The organism is Marinobacter sp. SS13-12, assembly GCF_030227115.1.
Taxonomy (GTDB): domain Bacteria; phylum Pseudomonadota; class Gammaproteobacteria; order Pseudomonadales; family Oleiphilaceae; genus Marinobacter.
On record NZ_JASSUA010000001.1, the window covers coordinates 1931653 to 1951503 of the forward strand.

General features: G+C 58.2%; 13 protein-coding genes. 10 read left to right on the forward strand and 3 right to left on the reverse strand.

From position 1 onward, the window contains the following. Positions 1 to 8 precede the first annotated feature (8 nt). Both QPL94_RS08955 and QPL94_RS08960 read right to left on the reverse strand, forming a co-directional pair. Complete coding sequence (locus QPL94_RS08955) at positions 9 to 875, reverse strand: SDR family oxidoreductase (protein WP_285356886.1); 867 nt, start codon at positions 873 to 875, stop codon at positions 9 to 11. A 153-nt stretch (positions 876 to 1028) separates the two neighbouring features. Continuing rightward, positions 1029 to 2834, reverse strand: coding sequence for an acyclic terpene utilization AtuA family protein (locus tag QPL94_RS08960; RefSeq protein ID WP_285356889.1), 1806 nt, complete (start codon positions 2832 to 2834; stop codon positions 1029 to 1031). Positions 2835 to 3005: 171 nt separating this feature from the next. Here QPL94_RS08960 and QPL94_RS08965 point away from each other — a divergent pair, with 171 nt between their 5' ends. The 10 genes from QPL94_RS08965 to QPL94_RS09010 all read left to right on the forward strand — a co-directional run bounded on the left by QPL94_RS08965 (position 3006) and on the right by QPL94_RS09010 (position 18013). Beyond that, entirely contained in the window at positions 3006 to 3629 is a 624-nt protein-coding gene (locus QPL94_RS08965) for a TetR/AcrR family transcriptional regulator (protein ID WP_285356890.1), read from the forward strand. A 304-nt stretch (positions 3630 to 3933) separates the two neighbouring features. Next, entirely contained in the window at positions 3934 to 4989 is a 1056-nt protein-coding gene (locus tag QPL94_RS08970; protein ID WP_285356891.1) for a hypothetical protein, read from the forward strand. A 56-nt stretch (positions 4990 to 5045) separates the two neighbouring features. Continuing rightward, positions 5046 to 6056: a putative solute-binding protein gene (locus QPL94_RS08975; RefSeq protein ID WP_285356892.1), complete on the forward strand. Its 1011-nt coding sequence runs from the start codon at positions 5046 to 5048 to the stop codon at positions 6054 to 6056. Between the two features lie 14 nt (positions 6057 to 6070). Further along, complete coding sequence (locus QPL94_RS08980; protein WP_285356893.1) at positions 6071 to 8122, forward strand: TRAP transporter large permease subunit; 2052 nt, start codon at positions 6071 to 6073, stop codon at positions 8120 to 8122. A 168-nt stretch (positions 8123 to 8290) separates the two neighbouring features. Further along, on the forward strand, positions 8291 to 10921 hold the full coding sequence (locus QPL94_RS08985) for a S8 family serine peptidase (RefSeq protein WP_285356894.1): 2631 nt from the start codon (positions 8291 to 8293) through the stop codon (positions 10919 to 10921). Further along, positions 10921 to 11409 (forward strand): protease complex subunit PrcB family protein, encoded by a 489-nt coding sequence (locus tag QPL94_RS08990; RefSeq protein WP_285356895.1) that lies wholly within the window; start codon positions 10921 to 10923, stop codon positions 11407 to 11409. The genes QPL94_RS08985 and QPL94_RS08990 overlap by 1 nt, the downstream gene beginning before the upstream one ends. Before the next feature lie 114 nt (positions 11410 to 11523). After that, positions 11524 to 13419 (forward strand): DNA topoisomerase IV subunit B, encoded by a 1896-nt coding sequence (parE, locus tag QPL94_RS08995; RefSeq protein ID WP_285356896.1) that lies wholly within the window; start codon positions 11524 to 11526, stop codon positions 13417 to 13419. A 48-nt stretch (positions 13420 to 13467) separates the two neighbouring features. Next, positions 13468 to 15534 (forward strand): T6SS phospholipase effector Tle1-like catalytic domain-containing protein, encoded by a 2067-nt coding sequence (locus QPL94_RS09000; protein ID WP_285356897.1) that lies wholly within the window; start codon positions 13468 to 13470, stop codon positions 15532 to 15534. Beyond that, positions 15534 to 16133 (forward strand): DUF2931 family protein, encoded by a 600-nt coding sequence (locus QPL94_RS09005; protein ID WP_285356898.1) that lies wholly within the window; start codon positions 15534 to 15536, stop codon positions 16131 to 16133. The genes QPL94_RS09000 and QPL94_RS09005 overlap by 1 nt, the downstream gene beginning before the upstream one ends. Positions 16134 to 16237: 104 nt before the next feature. Beyond that, positions 16238 to 18013 (forward strand): SLC13 family permease, encoded by a 1776-nt coding sequence (locus QPL94_RS09010; RefSeq protein WP_285356899.1) that lies wholly within the window; start codon positions 16238 to 16240, stop codon positions 18011 to 18013. On the opposite strand, the gene QPL94_RS09015 is transcribed toward QPL94_RS09010, so the two are convergent. Continuing rightward, a complete protein-coding gene (locus QPL94_RS09015; RefSeq protein WP_285356900.1) occupies positions 18000 to 19295 on the reverse strand; it encodes an EAL domain-containing protein in 1296 nt (431 codons plus the stop codon). The two genes, QPL94_RS09010 and QPL94_RS09015, sit on opposite strands and share 14 nt — an antisense overlap. Positions 19296 to 19851 lie beyond the last annotated feature (556 nt).

The following is a 19851-nucleotide window of genomic DNA, read 5'->3' on the forward strand; positions in this document are numbered from 1 at the left end:
CCTACTCCTCAGTCGTCACTCAACACTTTGGGCGTGACCGCCCGATGGAAACCGTTAAAGGGCTCGTTGTTCTTAGCCTTCGGGAAAGGCCAGACCCGTCCACCCTGGGACGCCGCGCCGTCGATCCGCAGACAATCCCCACTGATAAACGCCGCCCCCGGACTCAGTAGGAAACAGATCGCTGCACTGACCTCGGATTCCGTACCCATACGCTTGATGGGCACATTATCCCCCAGGCTGCGAATCCACTGCTTCATGTGCTCGGGATAATTGTCCATGCCACTGGACGCGATCCACCCAGGCGCCACCGCGTTCACCCGTACCCCGGAACAGCCCCATTCCACCGCCGCCGTCTGGGTAAAATTCACCATCCCCGCCCGGGCCGCTCCGGAATGCCCCATGCCGGGCATACCACCCCACATATCCGCAACAATATTCACAATCGCCCCGCCGGTTTTCGACAGTGCCTGAGTGTAGGCCTCACGGGCTATCAAAAAGCCACCGGTGAGATTGGTGCGAACGACAGTCTCCCAGCCTTTCTGGTTGATGTTCGCGAGTGGGGAGGGAAACTGACCGCCGGCGTTATTCACTACCCCGTTCAGCCCACCATGTTCCTCAATAATGGCCTTAACGGTCGCCTTGACCGATTCTTCTTCGCGGATGTCACACACGTGAGCCGAGGCAACACCCCCGTCCTCGGAGATCTCTGCCTTCACCGCCTCAACCTTCTCGGCCTTCCGCCCGACGAGCGCGACCCGGGCCCCAAGCGCGGCCAGTTCGTGGGCCGTACAGCGTCCAATCCCCGAACCACCCCCGGTAACAATAAAAACCTGATCCCGAAAGAGATCCGGATGAAAAACAGACTGATAGCTCATAATAAGAGGACCTTTTCAAATGTTCGGGCGCTCCGGTGGGAAGGCTTGTCCGGGACCGTCAAAAACATGGATGTTTTTGTCGAGCGTACAGGGACGTATTCACAGCGTGTCCCGGACAAGCCTTCCCACCGGAGTGCTTGCATCAATGTAAGACTAATCAAGCAGGTCAGCACGAACCGGCACGGGAAACTCCAGCAGTTGCTGAGCAAAAGCCTTGCCCTGGGGGTCAATCCGAAGGCTGGCAACGCCACCCCCGCCAAGACTGTGCTCGAGCAGGAAATTGAACGCATTGAAACCCGGCAACGCCCAACGAGTAACCCGACCATGCTCCGGATCCAGCGTGTGAGCCATCCACTCCGCCACCGCCAGTTCCGTCAACGCCGCCTCAATAAACGGCACAAATTCCGCCTTGCGGGCAATCACCCCGATATTGGTGTGATCCCCCTTGTCACCACTGCGCGCCCACGCCAGCCGGATCAATGGCACCGTCGTATCCGTGGCCGGCTCTGCGGCGCTGGACGCCTGCTGCTCAAGTTGCCCCGGCTCGAAACCACCAGTGGTATCCACATCCACTGCCTGCTGATGGCCATCAAGATCCACCGCAACCGCCACTTCAGTTTTAGGAACCAGGCAGGAGTACAGACGAATCTTCGGCCAAACCGTCGGCCGCCCACCCACAATGCCGGTAATCCCGGGCGCCATCCCCGTCGCCGCCTGGGCGATTTCCCGGGAAAACAGCACCAACGCCTCTTTCTTTACATGAGCAGTACTGATCTTCACCACCACCTCTCGGCAGTCTCCCATGCGGCCCTGGGCACCATAAGTCGTCTCGGTGCCCAGCAGCTCGATACTGGTGTCCGTGTAATCCGCCAGGCCGCGCTCGCTGAACATTCGCGACGTCTTTGCCAGAATCGCCTCGGCCACCGCCTGCGCCTTGGCTTTTGCGTCCATACCGGCCAGCAGGAAGGTAACCGTGCACTTGAAACCATCCGGCCAGGTGCCGGACACCTTGTAGCTGTCCGTTGGTGATAGCCCTTTGGCGCCGCTGACACGCACCCGGTCTGCCGCCACCTCTTCGAGGGTGACTGCCGTAAAATCACTGGTCACATCCGGGAGCAGGTAGGCCCTGGGGTCGCCGATTTCGTAAACGAGTTGCTCGGCCACAGTGCCCCTGGACACCTTGCCCCCGGTGCCTTCCGGCTTGGTCATTATGAAGTCGCCGGTTGCCGTGACTTCTGCAATCGGGAAGCCCATATCCGCATAGCCATCCGCCACATCTTCCCAGTCGGTAAAGTTACCGCCAGTGGATTGCGCACCGCACTCCAGCAGGTGCCCGGCAAGGCTGCCCTGGGCCAGCTTGTCGTAGTCGCTCCAGCTCCAGCCGAACTCGTGGACCAGCGGCGCCAGGACCAGCGCGCTGTCGGCAACCCGACCGGTAATAACGATATCGGCACCCTGTTCCAGGGCAGCGACGAGACCCGGGGCACCGAGATAGGCATTCAGGCTCACCATCATCGGTGGCATCGGCTGGCCGGTCGTCATCTCGGTCATGCCGGCATCCGCCAGTTGTTTTTTCTTGGGTAACAGGTCATCACCCAGCACCAGGGCAATCTTCATGTCTACACCGGCTTTTTCGCACAGTGCTTGCAGGGCATCGCGGCAGGCAATCGGATTTACGCCGCCAGCGTTTGCGAGTACCCGGATACTTTTCTGCTTTATCTCACCCAGCAATGGTCCCATCACCGTTTGCACAAAATCGCGGGCGTAGCCCTGGCTGGGGTCCTTCATTTTCTGCCCGGCCATGATGGACATGGTGATCTCCGCCAGATAGTCCGCCACCAGGTAATTGATATTGCCCTTGTGAACCAGCTGGGCCGCGGCGGTTTCGGTGTCGCCCCAGAACGCGGCGGAACAGCCGATGCGGATGGTTTCTGGCCTGGAACGATCGGAGTCTGGCATGGTTTCACCTTGTAAACGGAAGCCGAAAAGCGCTTGCAAAGGCCCTCAAGGGGCCGCGCTCTGCGGAGGTTGTCAGCGATTCCAGTGACAATACCAAGCAAGCGCTTGGTTTGTAAACAGGCAAAATCAGGATAGAATTGGCGTTCTTCTGTTCCCTGGCTGGAAAACACTGTGAATCAAGACTGTATCCTGCGCTCACTGATTGCCGACAATCTGGTTTCCGACCCTGCCAGCGCTCGCGGCCGGCTTCTTCACGAAGCGGCCAGGCTGTTTCGTGACAAGGGCTATGAGCGCACCACCGTGCGGGATCTGGCTGCCGCCGTGGGTATCCAGTCGGGCAGTCTGTTTCATCACTTCCGCACCAAGGAAGAAATCCTCAAGGCGGTGATGGTAGAAACCATTCGCCTCAATACCGCCCTGATGCAGGCAGCGGTGGACGCCGCAACAACCCATCGTGACAAGCTGCAGGCGCTTGTCCGCGCCGAGCTGGAGTCCATCAATGGCCAAACCGGAGAGGCCATGGCGGTGTTGGTGTTCGAGTGGCGCAGCCTGTCGGAGGCGTCCCAGGCCTATGTGCTTGAACTCCGGGATATCTACGAGCAGTTGTGGCTGGATGTGCTGGAGGAGCTGCGAAAGCAGGGCGTGCTGGCTGCGGATCCGTTTGTGGTGCGCCGCCTGCTGACGGGCGCACTGAGCTGGACAGTGACCTGGTACCGGCCGGATGGTGGCCTCACACTGGACGATCTGACGGAGCAGGTAGTGGCCATGATGGGGCTGACAGGGCCCGGAAGTTGAGTCCTGCAAGGAAATTTTTTGTGCTGGTACAAATGTATCAACTGTAATGAATTTCAGAAGTCATTGTTTTAAATCAATTTAAATCTTCTATTTTCCCGTCTTTGCAGGCCATTGGCCTGATCGGCATGACCAAATCGGCATTCCAGCCATTTTTGTCAGACAAGATTCGCAGCATTCTTGCCCCTGTCAAAATACGAGCGGGGATTCGATAGCGGGTTATCCATCACGGTATCTGTCGATCAGACAGTGATAATAAGCCCCGATCATCCCCGACCTATAAAAACAATGTAAGACAGGACGAACTATGAACTCCTCACTGGTGAAATCCTTTGGGCGCCTGCGTAATAGTGGCGTGGCCCTTCTGGTATTGACGCTCCTTGCCGGCTGTTCGGCCAACCCCATCTACACAACCACCGGCGTGGTTCTCTCCAATTATTCGGAGGGAGAAGCAACCCCCTACGTGATGCAGATGTCGGATCCGAAAATGGCCTGCGCGCTGGGTGAGGGCGTGGATCCCTTGCTGTATTCCTTCTCCAGGGTGACCGATGCGCCTGAAAGTACTGGGTCCCTGCTGATGCTGCTGGCGGCAAACTGTTCCGAGTACAAGGCCTGGGAGGCGGAACTGGATTACCTTCGAGCGGATTTCGCTGGTGAGGTGCCATCTGCGAAAGACGCCCGCGAAAAAGCCAAGCGACTGAACGCTGAAACCGCCAAGCGCCGTTACATCGCCTACCAGCGCGCCATGGCCGCTTACGATTTTGATCCTGCGGCTGAAGAGTTCGAGTGCCCGTTCCTGTTTGACGACCAGGAGGAGCTCACCTTCCTGCTGGGCCTGCTGACCGGGATGCAGGCCATCGTGAACGACGCCAACTCCGGAGCCATGGCAGGTGTGCCACGCAACATTGCGCCGCAGGCAGAGCGTGCCGCTACCTGTCTTGATAATGAGAAGTGGGGCGGCCTGCCGAACGCCATTCGCAGCATGGTATGGCTACTGTTGCCGGACACCCAGCCGAGTCTCGCTCCCGACCCCTGGAAGGTGCTTGAGGACAGCTCCCGCCTGGGAGTCGAGGCAGGCATCCGAGCGTCCATGGCGCTTGAGGCGGTCGCCGCAGAGACCTTTGGTCGTCCGGAGGTGCTTGAGGATGTTATCGCGAGATTTGCCGAGGCGGAAAACCGCATCAATGTGTGGAGCGAATTCCGGCTGGTGGATGAAGTGGCCGGTGACGCAATCCGGTTCTCATCCGATAAACACTGGACAGCCAATTATGGCTACCGCACCCCCCGTACTTATTTTGGCCGGATGAGCCCTGAGCGTGTCGGCGAAGAACCGGAAACCATGGATCTGGACGACCTGCTGTAGCGGGCGTCCACCACTCTGACAAACACCAACAAACACAAGAAACCCGGAGGTCATTTATGATCCGCAAATCCCTTACTGCCCTGTCACTGGTTATCGCCGCCCCGTTTGCCGCGGCTGAGCCGGTCAAAATGTGTGTCTTTGACGTAATTGGTGCCAATGGCGACATGTACAACATGGTCAAAGACTATGCGCTGGAAATGAAAGCCCATGGTGTCGACTTTGAATTGCGCCCCTACACGGACGAGGGCGTTGCCGTTGGTGACTTCAACTCAGGGCAGTGTGATGCCGTTGCCGCCACAGACCTTCGCACCAGGCCATTCAACCGGTTTACCGGCAGCATCAGCGCGGTCGGTGCCCTTCCGACCTACGGCGACCTGAAGACAACCCTGGCAACCCTGGCCCAGCCCAAGGCAGCTCCCCTGATGAAAGACGGGGATTACGAAGTGCTGGGGATTGTGCCCGCCGGTGCCGGCTACCTGTTCGTCAACGACCGGAGTATCAATACTGCCGGTAAGCTGGCGGGCAAGCGCATGGCCACCCTGGACTACCAGAAAGACGCCATTCACATGGTGAACCACGTGAAGGCCACCGTTGTGCCGTCTGATATCACCAACTTTGCCGGCAAGTTTAACAATGGGTCGGTGGATACGGCTTACGCACCGGCATTCGCCTACGAGGCCCTGGAACTCTACAAAGGCATTGGGGACGAAGGCGGTATTGTCGATTACCCGCTGGCGCAACTGACGATCCAGATCATTGCGCGGGACGGGGTCTTCGACGACGAAACTGCCCAGAAATCCCGCGAGGTTGCCTGGGGCATGTATGGCCAGGCCATGGACCTGATCGAGCGCCAGGAATCCGCCATTCCCGAGAAGCAGTGGGTGCGCATCCCCGAGAAGGACATCGAAGGCTACCAGGAAATGTTCCGTGAGAACCGCCTGCAGTTGCGGGATGGCACAGACGGCGCCGACGAGGTCTATCACCCCAAGATGATGAGCCTGCTGAGCAAGATCCGTTGCTCCAGCAATCCCGGTGCTTCCGAGTGCACAGCGTCCGACCGCGAATAAAGGGCTGATCCTCCATGAACTGGCGAGCATTATCAGCCGCAGGCTCGAAAACGCTGTACCCCGTGCATCGGTTGCACGGGGTTATTCTCCTGCTGCTCCTTATCTTCACGCTTCTTCTGGGTATGGGCAACTCGCTCCACTCGCGCATGCTGTGGGTGGGTGAGCAGACCTGGCCGAACTATTACCTGCTGGACCCGGATGCCACGGAGCCTACATGCAGGCTGGTCATGGATGTCGATGCAGAGGTTGAAAAGCGGGTTGAGGCCTATGAGCCGGACCCGGATGACCTGTTCAGTTCGCCACCGGACCCGGAGGCGATCCGCAAATCCCTGGAAAAGAATCTGGCGCTTTGTCAGGAAGCACATTTCCGGTACCAGGAGAACCAGAAGCACGCCACCGACGCGCTGGCGGTGTTCAAGGCCGTTGAGCAGGGCTTCGCCGATTTCCTGCTGGATAACATTGAGTTGACCAAGTTCCTGTTTATTGGCATGTTCGCCATGGCAGCGGCCATCTCCGCGCTGGATGCCGACCATATTGCCCTGAGACTGCCCCGCAACCGCGCCGAGTGGCGCCTGAGCCAGGGCATGCAGTTCGTGGTCAATGGCCTGATGGTGTATTCGCTGTTTTCCTACGTGGGCCGATTGTCGTCGTCCCCTGGCTCGGAAGACGCCATGGTGCTGCAGTACGCCTGGGCTGCGGTGTTTGGCCTGTTTATGGTTATCAATCTGGTGCGCTTCCTGTCAGTGCCGGCGCGAATGAGGGCGGGAACGCTGGCAGTATCCTCCGGCCTGGTTCTGCCCCTGTATTGCGCCATGGGCCTGGTTGCCATGAGTTATTTCTTCTTCGTTGACGGGTACTCCTCTGGCCTGGCCATCTACTTCGGCATGATGACCAATCTGTCGTCCATGTTTATCAACATCGGCCTCTACGTGCTGGTGGGTATGGCCCTCAAACAGACCCGGATTCCGGAACTGCTGCTGAATGTGATCAAGCCGTACCATCTGCCTGCCCCCATGCTGGCCTCGGTGATGATCTTCGCCACGGCGTTTCCCACGGCATTCACTGGCGCGTCGGGTATTTTTATCCTGGCCGTCGGTGGCGTTGTCTATGACGAGATGCGCAAGAGCGGGGCAGGGCGCCAGCTGTCACTGGCCACGACCGCCATGTCTGGCAGCCTGGGTGTGGTTCTGAACCCCTGCCTGTTGATCGTGGTGGTTGCAGCCCTGAACAAGGAAGTGACCACCTCCGAGATGTACGGCTGGGGCTTCTGGGTGTTCCTCATGTCGGCAACGCTGTTTTCCGTGGTTGTCTGTAAAACCCAGGGCAACTGGAAACCGCGCCCGGCGCCTGGAGCATTCAGGAAATCCCTTGCCGAGCTGCGGCCATTGGCGCCCTACGCAGCCGTTGCTGCCGTGGTTATCGTTGCCATCTGGCTGATCCTCGGGCTGGGATTCAATGAATACAGTGCACCGATGATTTTGCCGCTGGTGATGCTGGCACTGGTCTATCTGGATTCCGGAAAGGACCATGATGAACAGGGGCATTCCCGTGGCCGGGCTTTCTGGATGCGCAGCACGGCTGCAGCCAGTGACTCCGCCGTGCATATTGGTGCCTTGCTGGCGCTGATCGGCTTCTCGATCTGCCTTGGTGGTATTCTGGAACGCTCCGACATTGTTCACGCGCTGTTCCCGGAAAACCTGACCAGCCCGTGGCTTGCCATGCTGGTGATCGTAGTGATGCTGACCGTTATCGGAATGGTGATGGACCCGTTTGGTGCGGTTATCCTGGTGTCTGCTACCATCGCGCAGCCGGCGATCCAGCTGGGTATCGACCCACTGCATTTCTGGATTGTGTGCCTGGTGGCCTTTGAGCTGGGTTACCTGAGCCCGCCGGTGGCACTGAACCACCTGCTGACACGGCAGGTGGTTGGCGAAACCGAGGTGCTGGCAGCTGAGCGCACGGGCTCCTTCTGGCACCGCTATGAGCGATTGTTGCTGCCGCTGGTGGTGATGGGGCCAACGCTGCTGACCGCTGCCTTTGTGCCACTGTTGTTCTACGCGCTGTAACCAATTGTCACTATAAAGAAACCGCCTTCGGGGTAACCTGATGGCGGTTTTTTGCATCTGATGAAATGTTTGCAACGTATCCGGTGTTACCAACGTCAATCAGATACCATGTGGGAAAACAAAGGGAGCTGTTCTCGCGTGTCCATGATGTCGCCCTATGAGACTTTTATGATCCGGAATGCACCTGTCACTGCTGGTTTGATGTCCTTGTTGCTGCTGTTATCGGGCTGTGGTGGCGGAGGGTCCGGTGGCGGCGCTGAAAACCCACCTGATGTGGCTGGCGTTATCGATATAGAAAGCGGAACGCGGGTGGATTCCGACACCGCTGATGACTTCCGCCTTGATCAGTCGGTGGACAATGGCTCCCCCGGATCGGCACAGGCCTTGCCTTCAGGGGCTACTGTAGGTGGCTATCTCAGTTTCATTGAAGGCACCTATGACACGGGAACCCCGGATCAATTCGATTTCGTAACAGATACCGCGGACTTTTTTGTGACTGAGCTGTCGCCTGGCGACCGGGTAGCCGTTCAGATGTTCCTGTCGCCGGACCAGCGCCTGCCGTTGCCAGATCGAACCCTGCGTATCCTCAAGCAGGAAGGTGGAGATCTGGTGCCGAAGTACAGTGACACCGCCTCCGATACTCTGCGGGCACTTATGGTTACTCTCCCGGCTGATGCTGAAACAGGCTCCTACTTGATCGAAGTCAGCACAGCCGGGGGCATTCCCTTCCGTTACGTTCTTACACTGGCGGATCAGGCTTCCCCCAGTGTCATGAATACCAGTTATACGGATCCCGCTTTCATGGTGGATGAAGCCATCCTGAGTTTCGATGCAGATCCGGGGAGCGTCGCAATGGCGGCAGCCATGGCTGTGTCAGAGCGGAGGAATCTGGGTCGGGGCGCCTGGTTGATGCGCAGGGACAGCGCGCGAAACCTCGCCACCATGAGCGCCCGCCAGGTGGAGGATGCTCGCGAGGATACCCTGGACTGGATACGGGAGCTTCGTGAGCAACCCGGCGTTGCTGCCGCCGAGCCTAATTATCTTTACACTTCGCAGCAGGTTGCGCCAGACGACGATCCGCTTTATGACCGGCAATGGAATTTGCCGCTGACAAGGGCCCCTATGGCCTGGCAGGCGGCTCCGGACGCAGGGTTGGGCATCGGCATCGCAGTGTTTGATACTGGTGTGTTCCGATCGCCCCCGACAACCGGCGGCGCCTGGCACCCGGACCTGGACGAGAATGTCCGATTGATTTCCGGTGAGATCATGGATTATGTGTCTGGTGATCTGGATATTGACCAGGAACCAGGCCGAGACACCAATCCCGCTGACCCTGGCGACGGTAAAACCAGGAGTAGTAACTTTCACGGCACCCACGTAGCCGGCGTTGCTGCAGCAGTGGATAACGTCCAAGGTATTGTCGGCATGGCGTCTGGAGCCAGCATTTACCCGGTGAGGGTTCTTGGTCGTGACGGTGTAGGCTCTTCCGCGGATCTGATTGCTGCAGTGAACTGGGCGGCAGGCCGAAGCGAGATCGACGTGATCAACCTCAGTCTTGGTGGTCTCGGGCCCAGTAATGCACTCAAAAGCGCTATTGATGCAGCCTGGGCCGGCGGTAATGGCCAATTGATTGTGGCCGCTGCAGGCAACCAGGGCACTGATGAGCCAACCTACCCGGCTGCTTACCCCAACGTGATCGGCGTCGGGGCCGTGGACGGAGCTGGTAAACGTGCCTCCTACTCCAATGTGGGCGAATCCGTCGACGTAGTAGCGCCAGGGGGCGATGCGAGCCGGGACGCCAATCAGGATGGTACGGCTGATGTAATTGTCAGCACCTGGGGCAGGGATGACAGTGGCTCCTTCGAGCCGGGTTATGCCGGCCTTCAGGGCACCTCCATGGCGGCGCCTCACGTGGCAGGCGTCTATGCCCTGATGAAGGGAGAATCCACAATTACACCGGGGGAGTTCCGCAGCCTGTTAAGAAGTGGTGCTCTGACGGAAGAGGTTGGCCCTGCTTTTGAATACGGTGCCGGCCTGATCAACGCCCTGGCGGCCATGGACGCCGCGTTGGACGGAAACTTCCCCATCACCCTTGGGGCATCTCCGTCGGCGCTGCAGTTCAATTCGGCCGTTCTGAGTGCGGAGCTTGAATTTTCAGCCTATCCCGAAGGTGAACCAATCACTATCATCCAGGTAACCGCTGGAGCGGAATGGCTGAACCTGGGAGAACGTCCGGCTGACCTATCACAGTCGCTCGTCGTATCGGTGGATACGTCCGGGCTGGAAAATAATAAACGTTACACCACAGAACTGGAGATCGAATACGATCCGCAAAATGGAGAAGCAGGCACCCTGACGGTCCCGGTTTCCCTGCGGCTGGGTACTTCGGCAGACGAGCGGGACGCAGGCAGGCATTATGTGCTCCTGGTCAGCGCCGATGACAACCGGGATACCATCGAGCAGGTGGTGGCATCCGCAAGTGGCGGCCAGTATCGTTTCGCCTTTGACCAGGTCGAGCCGGGGGAGTATTTCCTGGTGGCTGGCACCGACATCGACAACAATGGCCTGATCTGCGAGAACGGTGAAGCCTGCGCCGAATACCCGGTCAATGGTCTGCCTGAGAAAATCGTCATTGGCGACCAGCCGCTGAGCGGGGTAAGGTTAAGCACCAGTTTCCGCCGGCCTACGATAGCTGCGATGGGCCTGCCACGGATCGGATTCGAAGGCTATCGCCTGAAGTCCGACGGTGAGAAAGAGCAGGATAACGTGCCAATTCGCCGCCTGGAGAACGACCGTTGATGATGCGTTTGCTACATATGACAGCCCTGACCCTCGCCATCACTCTGGTGGCAGGGTGCGCCGTTAATCGCTCGGCAACTGCCAGTGGCGCACCGCTGGCACGGCAGGTGACGGAGTCCGACCATTGCGGCCTGACGGCACCGGGGCTGGTCTATATCAGCGACGCCAGCGAGCTGGACAAGCTCGGGCGACTGCCATCCGGCAACCTTGCGATGAAAAAACTCCGGGCTCTTGATCTGGAGCAGGAACACCTGGTGCTTGTGGGGCTGGGACAGAAGCCCACCGGCGGCTATGGTTTGACCCTGGAGTCCGCAGAGATCGCTGACAATGTGCTGGGGCTGACCCTTGACGTCCGGAAGCCGGCATCGGATGCCATGGTCACCCAGGCGCTGACCACGCCCTGCGCCATTATTGCCATCACCCCCGAAGACTGGAAGCAGCTCAGGGTGTCCGGCAAGGGCCTGGATACCATCACACGCCCGCGATAGCAGCTCGGCAGCTGCGCTGGTCCTCACCCGCACAAATCAACCGTTGATCTTTCCCCGTGAATCCCTAAGCTATGGCCCAGCTTAATTACAAACCCGTGGAGTCATTTCCTTCCCATGAGCCAGAAACAGTACAACGCCGACGCCATTGAAGTTCTTAGTGGTCTGGACCCGGTACGCAAGCGCCCGGGCATGTACACCGACACCAGTCGCCCCAACCATCTGGCCCAGGAAGTCATTGATAACAGCGTTGACGAAGCTCTGGCAGGCCACGCCCGCCGGATTGACGTGATCCTCCACAGCGACGGCTCGCTCAGTGTCGAAGATGACGGCCGCGGTATGCCGGTGGACATGCACAAAGAGCATGGCGTGCCCGGTGTGGAACTGATTCTTACCCGCCTTCATGCCGGCGGTAAGTTCACCCAGGGCAACTACAACTTCTCCGGTGGTTTGCACGGGGTGGGTGTGTCGGTGGTCAACGCCCTGTCGACGAACCTTGAGGTACTGATCAAACGCGACGGGCAATTACACCGGATGACGTTCGCCAATGGCCACAAACAAACCGACCTTGAGGTAGTGGATACCGTTGGCAAGCGTAATACCGGCACCCGGCTGAAGTTCACGCCTGACCCCAGCTATTTCGACAGCCCGAAATTTTCCGTCAGTCGTCTGCGCCATAATCTCCGTGCCAAGGCCGTGCTCTGCCCAGGCCTGCATATCACCTTCCTGCAGGAGCAGACTGGCGACAAGGACGAGTGGTGCTATGAAGGCGGGCTGCGCGATTACCTGCGTACCGAACTGGCAGACATCGAAGCGGTACCTCTGGAGCCTTTCACCGGCAGCTTCTCCGGTAACAAGGAAGCTGTCGACTGGGCTATCCAGTGGCTGCCGGAAGGTGGCGAAGCGGTCATGGAAAGCTACGTTAACCTGATCCCCACTGCCCAGGGTGGCACCCACGTTAATGGCCTGCGCACCGGCCTGCTGGAAGCCATGCGGGAATTCTGCGAGTTCCGCAGCCTGCTGCCCCGGGGCGTGAAGCTGTCGCCGGAAGATATCTGGGAGCGCTGTGCCTACGTGCTGTCCTTCAAGATGCAGGAGCCCCAGTTCTCCGGCCAGACCAAGGAGCGCCTGTCGTCCCGGGAAGCAGCTGCGTTCATCTCCGGCGTGGTCAAGGATGCCTTCAGCCTGTGGCTGAACCAGCACACCGACGTTGCCGAAATGCTGGCAGAGCTGTTTATCAGCAACGCCCAGCGCCGTCTTCGTGCCAGCAAGAAAGTCGCCCGGAAAAGGGTCACCTCCGGCCCGGCACTGCCCGGCAAATTGGCAGACTGCTCAGGCAGCGACAGCAACCGCTCCGAGCTCTTCCTGGTGGAAGGGGACTCCGCGGGTGGCTCTGCCAAACAGGCACGCGACCGGGAGTTCCAGGCCGTGATGCCACTGCGGGGCAAGATCCTCAACACCTGGGAAGTGGACTCCGGTGAGATCCTCGCCTCCCAGGAAGTCCATGACATCGCCGTTGCCATCGGGGTAGACCCGGGTTCGGACAAGCTGGACGGCCTGCGCTACAACAAGATCTGCATCCTCGCCGATGCCGACTCCGACGGGCTGCACATCGCCACTTTGCTCTGTGCTCTGTTCGTCAAACACTTCCGCCCACTGGTTGCCGCCGGCCATGTATTCGTTGCCATGCCGCCCCTGTACCGGGTGGACCTGGGCAAGGAAACCTTCTACGCTCTGGACGAGCATGAAAAGCAGGGCATCCTTGACCGCCTGGCAGCGGAAAATCGCCGCGGTAAAATATCCGTCACCCGCTTCAAGGGCCTGGGCGAAATGAACCCGCTCCAGCTCCGTGAGACCACCATGGCCCCGGATACCCGGCGGCTGGTGATGCTTACCATTGCCGATGGTGACGACACCGACGCCCGTATGGATATGCTGCTGGGTAAAAAGCGCGCCTCCGATCGTCGGGTGTGGCTGGAAACCTACGGCAACATGGCAGACATCGAAGTGTGATGGTGTCCGCAACAGCTTAAACAACAACGTCAGCAAGGAGTGGTGACGATGAAACTTGTCCGGTCAAGGGATTTGACCGCGTATGATCTCCCTCGTATTGAAAGCCCGTTTCTGGCCGCCAGTAAGGTACAGCACCTGCTGGCCGACCCGTTTTCCGCATTGCAGCTACCGCAGGACCTCCCCCGCAAGCCTTATCGGCGCAATGGCTATCCCGATACCCTCCAGGACCAGGTTCGCAACGGTGAGCTGTTGCTGGTCCATGGCCCCGTGGACGGCTTTCCAGTGTCCCCGGTGGTTACCTGGCAGCCCGGCGGACATTTTCCTGGCGGTGGCCAGTGGAAAGTGAACACGCTGATTGTTGGCGCATTCCTCGAAAACGACGTGGCAAAGCTGAACGAATGGGCGGTTACTCCGGAGCAGTTGCGTAGCAGCAATCCCGCGGGAATTGGCGGATTCCGGAGTCGGACATTTGGCATCGACATGCAAATCCGGCATCACGCCGAAAACCATCAGAGACAATCGTCATCTGGAAGCGCACCGACACTACCTCTGGGGAGTGCCACGTCTGTGATGCCGCTTCCTGCCACTTCCAGTCCAGCGACTGACACCAGTAAGAAGTCGGAAGAACCGCCCGGTATTCATCTGGAGGTGGGGATTTTTACAGATGGGACCTTGAATAATGCGACCAACACCCGGGTTTTTACGGAGCAGTTGGAGAAAGAGTGTCTGACTCCCTTTGAGAACGATGAAATAAGCCAGGAAGAATGTGAGCGTCGTTTGGGCCTGATGCTGGGTGGCAGTTACTCCAATGCTCCGAGTAATGTGGCGAAACTATGGGATTTGTACCCAAATAGACAACTAAGGTCAGACAATAAAATTACTTTTCGTCGAAGCATTTACGCACCGGGCGCCGGTTCAAAGTCGGGTAGCGAAGATTCATTGTACGGTGCAGCTACCGGCTTGGGAGATGCTGGCGTTATCCGCCAGGTTCACTATGCATTTTCACAGCTGGCCATGCAGATGAGAGAAGACCTGCAAGGTAAACAAAGTGACCAACTGGCAGTCGATCTTTTTGGTTTTAGCCGCGGTGCTGCAGCGGCTCGTCATGCAGCGCATGAGATTAATATTGGCCCAGAGGGGCTGCTGGCAAAGGTTTTGAGTGAGTACGGCGTTGCCTGGCCGAAGGAGGTTCGCATCCGTTTCGTTGGGTTGTATGACACTGTTGCTGGTATCGTCAACGTTTTTGCCGGCGACCTGGCTGCGGACAATGCCCGCAACAGTCCTGTTAAGCTCTATCTGGACCCCGGTCAGGTTGATCATGCGGTGCATCTAACCGCTACCCACGAGCACCGCAAGAACTTCGCCCTGAATAGTCTTCGTAGTCCGAACGGTACCCTTCCTGCTAATTTCCGTGAAATCGCGCTACCCGGAGCCCACTCGGACATTGGTGGTGGATACGGTGACAGTCAGCGAGAGGAGGTCTTGATCAGTCCGCTATTGCCAGTGCCACCGAGCCGGCTGCGCTGGCCAGAGAAAAGTATGGAATGGGATAACCTTGAGGCATTGCGAACACAAGTGGCAGCTGAGGGCTGGATTGGCCTCCACAGTTTACCGGTTCGGCAGTCCCGCAAACCCCACAACTTGGCGGCCAACCCTGGCTCGGAAGGTGATGCCAGCCTGGACATAGTGACAAACCGAAAAGACCATCCCGCACCGGAAGGTGAGGTAGAGTTGGCACTGCGCATGACCCGACAGGTTCGTGGCGACTATTCCCGGGTGGCCCTGCGAATGATGCACCGGCTTGCAACAGACAAGGGGGTGCCATTGAAGGATGTAGGTGCGACGAAGCGGGATGAAACAATGCCTGAAGAGTTGGAAGCCATACTCGACAAGCTTATGCAGCAGGTCAAACAGGGAGACGATGAGCCTTCTCTATCCAGGGAGAGCCACGAGTTGTTGTTGCAACGTTATATTCACTACTCCGCGAACTATAACAGTTTTGAAACACTGATCGGCGAGGTGCCCGTGCGGGTAAGCCTGTTCCGCCATGTCAGGCCACATGCCCCAGCGTCATCGAGGGAACGCAGGGTGTACCCGCAACAGGAAGGCTACTGATGGTTAGAAAAATTGTGATTCTGTGGCTGACTCTGACAATATTTCTGGTCAGCGCTTGTGCTTCGTCGCCTGATAGCCGTGAACCGTGGAACATCAAGATAGCGGCACCCATGAATTACGAAGTGTGGGTGATTGACATGTTTCTGGAGAAGAGTGGAGAACGGAGCTGGCGTCAACCCATTGGTAGCGTTGCATGTTGTTGGAAAGGGCCGCACGGGCCTTCGGGTAAGGGAACAGCCGCGGACCCTTTCCCCGAACTGATCTTCCTTCGCTGGTTCTCCTTCGCCGAGCAGAAATACTACGCCAAGCTGATTGAAGTACCGCCCGGTCTTCTGGACCTCATGCGGGAACCTGCACCGTTCAAGGCTTATGATGGGTTACGTATGAGCCCCCGGCACACCATGACCATTGGTCTGGCCCCCGGAGGCACGGTGGTGGTATGGATCCTGAACCAGATTGGCAATGAAGTGGAAGTGATGCGTATGCAGGCCACGGAAATAGACGGGGATCCGGACGATTTTGAAGTCGGAACAGCAAACTACCTCGAACAACACGGCGACTACCTCGAAGAACACGGTGTGCCAACCGAGGGCTGGTAGACGTGCCGGCTATATATCTGTTGGTGCTTTAAACAGCATCCTTTATTCTTTCTATGTCTTCGGCAAACTCGGTATCCTGCGCCTTTTATCCAAGGGAACACCAGATGGACTGGCAGGGCTGGTTTGCTTTAAGCCTCGCGGGCGTGGCGTTGCTGTTGATGAGTTTCGGGCGTTTTGGTCCGCACCTCGTCATGCTGGGCGTGCTCGTTGTGCTGAGTGCCAGCGGCATTGTCACTGCCGATCAGGCCCTGGCCGGGTTCAGTAACACAGGCCTGATCACCGTTGTCGCCATGTTTGTAGTGGCTGCCGGCATACATCACTCCGGCGGTGTGGATCTGGTGGTTCATCACCTGTTGCGATCGCCCCGCACCGTGCGCTCGGCCCAGGCCCGTATTGCATTTCCGGTCGCGCTGCTGAGCGGCTTCCTTAATAACACCCCTGTGGTTGCCACCATGATCCCGGCGGTTCATGCCTGGTCGCGGAAAATTGGCATCTCGCCATCGAAGCTGATGATTCCCCTGAGTTACTCCGCCATCCTCGGTGGCACCCTGACCCTGATTGGTACCAGTACCAACCTGGTGGTCAACGGGCAGTATCAGCAGCTGACTGGCGAGGACGGCTTCTCGATCTTCTCCATTACCGCGGTCGGGTTGCCGGTGGCGGTGATTGGTCTGGCGGTGATGCTGCTGGTATTACCCAGGGCGCTGCCGGATCGCAAGGACCAGCAGAAGTTCGGGTCCATGCGGGAATTTACCCTGGAAGTTGCGGTTGCTTTTGACGGGCCACTGGTCGGCAAGAGCGTGGGCGAGGCTGGTCTGCGCGAGCTGGAACGCCTCTACCTGGTTGAGATTGAGCGGGATGGCAGTGTGGTAACTGCTGTGCCCTCGGAAGAACGCCTGCGGGGTGGTGACCGGTTGGTGTTTGCCGGCGATACCCAGGCCATTTCCGACCTCCTGCGGATTAACGGCATCGTGCCCTCCGTTCATGATGATGAGCCCAGCCTGAGCAAAGACCGGGCAGAGCGGCGGCTGGTGGAGGCTGCGCTGTCACCACAGTCTGAAGTACTTGGTCTGACCATCCGCGACGCCCGTTTCCGGGATCGATACGGTGCCGTGGTGCTGGCGGTCGCACGGGGTGGCGAGCGGGTGTCTGGTAACCTGGGTAATATTCGCCTGAAAACCGGGGATGTTTTGCTGCTTGAAGCCCGCCCGGCGTTCGTCAGCCGTCAGCGATACGCCAAGGACTTCCTGCTGATCAATGACCTGGAAACGGAAACGCCCCGTCACGACCGCGCGTATCTGTCCTGGGGAATTCTGCTGGTACTGGTGGGGGCTGCAGCCTTCGGTGTGTTGAGTATGCTCAACGCGGCGCTGATGGGGGCTGCGCTGATGGTTCTCAGCGGCTGCTGTTCGGTCGGTCAGGCGCAGAAGGCTGTGGATGTGCCCGTCATGCTCACCATCGCGGCTTCTTTTGCGCTCGGGGCGGCCCTGCAGGAAACCGGTGCAGCGGCCTTCGTCGCGGCGGGAATACTGGATGTCAGCAGTGGCCACCCGTTACTGACGGTTTTGCTGGTGTATTTCTCGGTATCGGTTCTCACTGAAGTGATCACCAATAACGCCGCCGCGGTGCTGGTATTGCCCATTGTGCTGTCCATGACTGCCTCATTGGGTATTGCTTCCGAGCCTTACGTGATTGCGGTAATGATGGCCGCCTCAGCCAGCTTTGCCACACCGCTGGGGTACCAGACCAATATGATGGTCTTCGGCCCGGGCGGTTACCGGTTCATGGATTTCGTGAAGATAGGCCTGCCGATGAACCTGTTTATCGGGCTGGTCACGGTCGGGGTGATTTCCCTGGTGTACGGGATCAACCTTTCCTGACGCTGGTTTCGGTCGGGTTGGCGAGAATGTCGCAGCAGAGGACTCTCAGTTTTCCGTTGTGATAATAGCCCAGGGACAGGGTGACACACATGTAGGCGCCGGTAATGCAGAGATAGGGCGCAGTCACCTGCAGATAGCCCGGCTGGGCGATGGCCTGGCGCAGGTACTGCTGGCGATACCAGTCGGCACTGGTGGTGCTCTCCAGGGGACGAAAGCGGGGGTCAAGGCTGCTGGCCATGGCATCTGACACCAGGGTGTCATCGATCTGAACGCCACTTTCATCGACCAGGTAACACCGGGAGACCGCCGGATGATTCAGCAGGGTGTTGCAGGCTTCTCGCATCACCATGCCCTGGCTGAGCCGGTCCACAGCATTGCGGAAGAAGCCTTCGAAAAAGGAAGTCAGCTGCTGGGTCGGATCCTGCGTTACCCGGTTCTTGCTCTTGTAGTCTCTCAGCAGCCCATCCAGATCGGTCAGTTCCCCGGGAATGTCTGCCAGTGCGATGCTCGGTTTACGGAAATAGAATCCCTGTACGAAATCCACTCCGGCATCAATGGCTATCATGGCCTGTTCGTGGGTTTCCACGCCTTCCAGCAGAACCAGGCAGCCGGACTGGTGAAGCAGCGAGACAATGCCATTGAGTATCTGTCTGGCCTTGCGGTCACCGGTGGCGCGGGTGAGCAATTTGCGATCAAGCTTGACGATATCCGGTGACAGGTTCCAGATGCGCTCGAAATTGGAGTGGCCGGCGCCAAAATCATCAATGGCGGTCAGGCAACCCAGTTGCTGGTAGTAGGCAACGGTTTCCCGCAATCTTTCAGCGTCATCGGTGGGCTGCTCAACAATTTCCATCACAATACGGTGAGGGGGAAGCCCGGTTTTTTTCAGCAGTTCACCGAAAAACGAATCAGCCCGGCTGCCGGCCGACACCACACGGGGAGACACGTTCAGAAACAGCCAGTTGAGCTGGTCCTGGAAGTTCGAATAGTTGCGAATGTGTAAATAGCGGCAAAGCCGGTCGAGCAGGAGGTTTTCAGCATCTGACGACGGCAGCTCGAACAGGTGTAGAGGGAGCACCGCGGCATTGTCCGGATCAAAGGCACGGATCAGTGCCTCATAACCGACGATGCGTTTGTGGGAAATGCTGAATATGGGTTGTAACGCTGTTCGCAGTGTCAGGCCCTGGTAATTCGCCGTCCATGAATCGCCCTCCCTGGATAGCATAGGCGACAGCACGTCCAGTTCCGGTGCGGTCAACTCTTCTGGGAGGGTTCGCGACATAGGTCTTCGGGGTCCGGATATACGAAAACATCGGAAACGCCCGGTGGCCTTCCGATCTGTCAATCCCGGCTGCACCCTGCTGATTTTGGTGGAATTTCAGCCAGTATGCACAGGATTATTGTTCCAGACAGGAGAGTGCCAAAACCAGCAAATTATTGCCACTATTTCATGTAAAAACAGGCAACGTCAGGTAACAGCGCACAGAACGGCGCTGTAGGGAGGGGCCTACGGACGGCTCGCCAGGAGCCGCCTGGAATCAGTTGTTGCTCGGCACTGCAACAGATTCGTCGAATTCAATTTCCATGTCGCTTCCTCTCGTTCAATGAGTAACCCTAACCGGGTATTCAAGATATGCATAAAGTCTATTCCAGTCATGGTTTTCTACAATCCGTAGAACCCGTATCAGACCAAAGGTATAAGGGAAAGTACGTGCTATAGGCCTGATAGTGCCTTTGGTCAGAATTTCTGACCTATGTATGCAAAACATTTCGATTGGTTTTAACGGCGCCTGTTTCTAAACTGCTTTTAGCATTTACGGCAGGTACAGGAACGTCAG